General features: G+C 45.3%; 4 protein-coding genes. All 4 read left to right on the top strand.

From position 1 onward, the window contains the following. Nucleotides 1–659: LCP family protein (locus tag B2633_RS11955; RefSeq protein ID WP_483170911.1), on the top strand; the 659-nt coding region annotated here is incomplete at its 5' end. Nucleotides 660–663: 4 nt separating this feature from the next. Next, entirely contained in the window at nucleotides 664–1,047 is a 384-nt protein-coding gene (locus tag B2633_RS11960; RefSeq protein ID WP_483170912.1) for a BlaI/MecI/CopY family transcriptional regulator, read from the top strand. 2 nt (nucleotides 1,048–1,049) lie between these two features. Further along, a complete protein-coding gene (locus B2633_RS11965) occupies nucleotides 1,050–3,002 on the top strand; it encodes a M56 family metallopeptidase (RefSeq protein ID WP_483170913.1) in 1,953 nt (650 codons plus the stop codon). A 194-nt stretch (nucleotides 3,003–3,196) separates the two neighbouring features. After that, complete coding sequence (locus B2633_RS11970) at nucleotides 3,197–3,562, top strand: helix-turn-helix domain-containing protein (RefSeq protein WP_483170914.1); 366 nt, start codon at nucleotides 3,197–3,199, stop codon at nucleotides 3,560–3,562. Nucleotides 3,563–3,954: the final 392 nt, after the last annotated feature.

Genomic DNA, 3,954 nt, shown 5'->3' on the forward strand with positions numbered 1-3,954 from the left:
CGCAGGTGGATGTAAAGAGAAACCCCAAAAAGATCAATGGTGCCTATGCTGTTGGCGGCATGGAGCAATTAAAAAAAGAAATTAAATCTATATTGGGTTTTTCGCCCCATTACTATATTGTGGTAGACCTTGAAGCTTTTGAAGAGCTGGTGGATGCGATAGGGGGAGTGAATTTTTCTGTTCCCCAAGATATGAATTGGGACGACCCTGCCCAGGATTTACACATTCATCTAACAAAGGGCCTGCAACTTTTGGATGGGGACAAGGCCTTGCAGCTTGTAAGATATAGGAAGTACGTAAACCCCGATATAGAGCGTGTAGAAGTCCAACAGCATTTTCTTATGGCCCTGGCCGATAAATTGTTAACCGGATCAAATATCACCAAAATTCCTGAATTTATCGATATCGTTCAGCAGCATGTGGAAACTGATTTGTCGCTGCGGGATATGCAATGGTTCGCCCGCCAGGTGATGCAGCTTGACCCGGAAAAAGACTTTACGGTGCAAACCCTGCCTTACAGCGGTTTTGGGGACTACCAGGGACATAATTATGTATATCTGTCGGCAAAAGAGGTAATCAGCCTGGTGAACCGGACAATTAATCCCTATATCAGTGACATTACTGAGAAAGATATAAAAATTATAAGGTTGGAGGACTGAAGCCATGGAAAATAAAAAGGCGGCTCTTTCAGATGCGGAATGGAAAATCATGAGGCTCCTTTGGGAAAGATCGCCTCTTTCCTGCCGTCAAATTGAAGATACGCTCAAGGAGGAAACCGGCTGGACCAGACACGACATCTTTTCCTTTCTCAAGCGCATGGAATCCAAGGGCGTATTGCAAAGAGAAAATGGAAATCCGCAGCTTTATCATCCCTTGCTGGATTATAACGAAGCCGTGACCGGGGAAACCCGTTCTTTTGTAGGAAAACTGTGGAACGGAAACCTGGGCCTGATGGTATCCACCATGATAAAAAATGAGCAGTTGGACGAGGAAGAAATCGATGAACTGCTGAAAGCCCTGCAAGCAGCCAAAAGGGGAGGCGCATAAGCATGATAGAAGATACTTTAAGCCTTTTATGGCCAATTACTCTATCATCCTCCCTGCTGATTGCCGTACTGCTGGTATTGCGCATGTTATTTCGGAGAAAAATACGACCCACCTGGCAATATGCGGTTTGGATTTTGGTGCTCATACGGCTTCTGATCCCGCTGAATATCTCCAGCCCACTGAGTGTTATGAACGTTATCCAACCTCCGACTATTGCAACGGTTAAAACCCCTGTATCGGATCTGCCAGCCCTTTCTTCTCCTTTTTTCGAGCCACTTACATATTCCGAGCCGCCAAGCAACACAGCGGTACACGTTAAAACTGAGAAAAATACCAGTTATATAGAAAAAATCGACCTGTTCCAAATGCTGTTTATCTTATGGGTAATCGGTGCTTTGGCTGTATTTGTATACATGCTGATTCTGAACCGGGTATTCCTGCGCAGGTTGCGCCAGTCGGCTATAGAGCTATCATTTGACCAGATCCCCTTCTACCGTGACCTGTGCCGGCAGGCCGGGATAAAAACTCCCTTGCCGGTTGTTATTTCCCATCATTTGACTTCCCCCTGCCTGGTCGGCCTGTTTCGCCCTTACATTGCCATTACGCCGGAGGCCAAAACAGACAGGACGATACTAAGGCATGTATTGCTGCATGAGCTTTGCCACTTCAAGCAGAAAGACAATCTTTTCTCTCTGCTTCGGAATATCTGTTGTATTATTTACTGGTTTAATCCCCTGGTATGGATGGCGGCTCTGGCTTCCCGTGATGATTCCGAGTTAAGCTGCGATGACCGGGTTTTACATTACCTGGATGAAAAGGAAAGCCTTGAATACGGCCATACACTCCTTGCTTTGTTTAGCACCTGTCACACAAAAGCAGCTATCCTTCACACGGCTACCGCCATGGCAACCGGACAAAGCGGCATTAAAACAAGAATTAACCTGATTATTAATCGCCCCAAGACATTAAAGAGTATTTCAGTTCTGGCCATAGGACTGGTGGTTTTATTGGGCGTGATGACTTTAACCAGCGCCAAAGCTAATGATCAGCAGAACCAGGGGGTAACTGCGAACTCGGGGGATAACGGCGCGCTGACCTTATCTGATAAGGCAGGTGTGTCCCCTATGATAAACGAATCCGGTGGCCAACGTACCTTGGATATAGAGTCCTTGCGCCTGCTGGCCAAGGGAGATTTAACTTTTAGCGATATCATCAACGGCTATAAGGCCGATGAGGTGGTAAAGGATGAAACCTATCACTATACGACATGGCGATACAGCATGGATAACGGTTTGCGCTTTGATTTGCAATATATCCAGGAAAAAAACCTGCCTGATCGATATACCGCTTCACTCATCCACAGTGGGTCCAATTACATCTTTTTTCCCTGCCGACCGGAATCACTGGAGCGATTTCTGACGGCTTGCGCCCAAGGGGACCAGTATTCTTTAAAAGCCTATGCGAGTTTTGATGCCAAGAAGGTTGCCGAGATAGAGTATGATGAGACAAAACAAGCGTTAAGAGTTTTTGATGAGGGCCAGACCTATACCCTGAACGAAAGCGGTTCATTCGGACGGGTCTGTTGGTCACCCGACAGCGTTTACGGGGCGTTTATCAATATGACGACTCTGGATGGAAAGGCGGGAAGGGACAATTGTGCTTATCTGTACGATTCCCAAAATCATCAGTTTCATAGTCTGATAAACCCGAAGACCATTCTAGCAGCGTTCAACGAACGCGGTACATTTGATGAAGAAGTCACCAGAATCTACCTTCGTCCTCGCATCCAATGGTCGCCGGACAGTAAAAAGCTGCTGCTTTCCTGTTATCCTGCTATAAATGACAATCATGTTGTTGCTTACTTAATCTATAATGTTGCTCAAAATGCGGTGGAGGATATCGTTATAAAAGAGGTCCCCAAAACACTTGACGAGGCGCTATCTTGGGAGTGGTGACCAGTTACTCTGATAACCGCCCATTTATAAGCTTATGAATAACAGCAGGAAACTAACCGGTAAAGCCTAGCCAGTAACTGTAGCGATTCCTTTGAGACAGTGAGTAAGGCTCACCCCTATTCTGCCATCTACTAGTCCATTTTAAGGGGATTGATACCTCATATGGATGTTTCTTTATCTTTTAGCTTTACTAAATGAGAATTGTAAGAATGATACAGGGTGATAGAATTATGCGCAATCCAGACAATCTTTATGACTTCAAGGCTTTCGGTCAATCCATAAAGGAAGCGCGGGAAAGTAAAGGATGGACACGGGAGGTATTAGCTAGAAAAGTTAATCTTGCTCCCCGTTACATCATGTCCATTGAAAACAAAGGACAGCATCCAAGCTTTCAGGTTTTCTATGAACTTGTCACCTTGTTTCACATATCGGTAGACCAATTCTTTTTTCCAGATACCGGCGCGGAAAAGACAACGCGCCGCCGCCAGCTTGAAAGTCAGCTTGACGAATTAGAGGAAGCGGATTTAATTATCATAGCGGCTACCGCAACAGCTGGATGAAGAGGCCGTCCGCATGGCTGCTTCTGAAGTGGGTTTGTAATTATTATCATCCGTTCAAAAGTGCTAATGTGCAAATCCACCAATTTTGCATATTGGCACTCTCTTTTTCCCAGTTTTACGCCGCTTGATTTTGCAAACGTACCGGAAATTTAGCGTGCAAAACTACACTTTCTCAAAGAACGAAAGGCGTTTGTCAGCCTTCAAAAGCACATTGGTTTATGATGTACTTGCGGTAGCCCCAGTTTAATTGTTTTTGGCAAAATAGAAATACAGCAGATGGCAACTTAAAAATACAGCGGTGAAATGGAAAAAAACATCGCCAGCACCCGGGAAATCCACTACCCTTTTGTATGAACGCTAATACATGCAAAGGGGGGCAGCAGAAAGGGTGT

This window comes from Syntrophomonas sp. UBA1041 (assembly GCF_002316705.1).
In the GTDB taxonomy this organism is placed as follows: domain Bacteria; phylum Bacillota; class Syntrophomonadia; order Syntrophomonadales; family Syntrophomonadaceae; genus DTU019.

What these genes read in the sequence shown, in the direction of transcription:
- B2633_RS11970 (WP_483170914.1), top strand. Translation starts at nt 3,197, where the DNA reads ATGAGAATTGTAAGAATGATACAGGGTGATAGAATTATGCGCAATCCA.
- B2633_RS11960 (WP_483170912.1), top strand. Translation starts at nt 664, where the DNA reads ATGGAAAATAAAAAGGCGGCTCTTTCAGATGCGGAATGGAAAATCATG.
- B2633_RS11965 (WP_483170913.1), top strand. Translation starts at nt 1,050, where the DNA reads ATGATAGAAGATACTTTAAGCCTTTTATGGCCAATTACTCTATCATCC.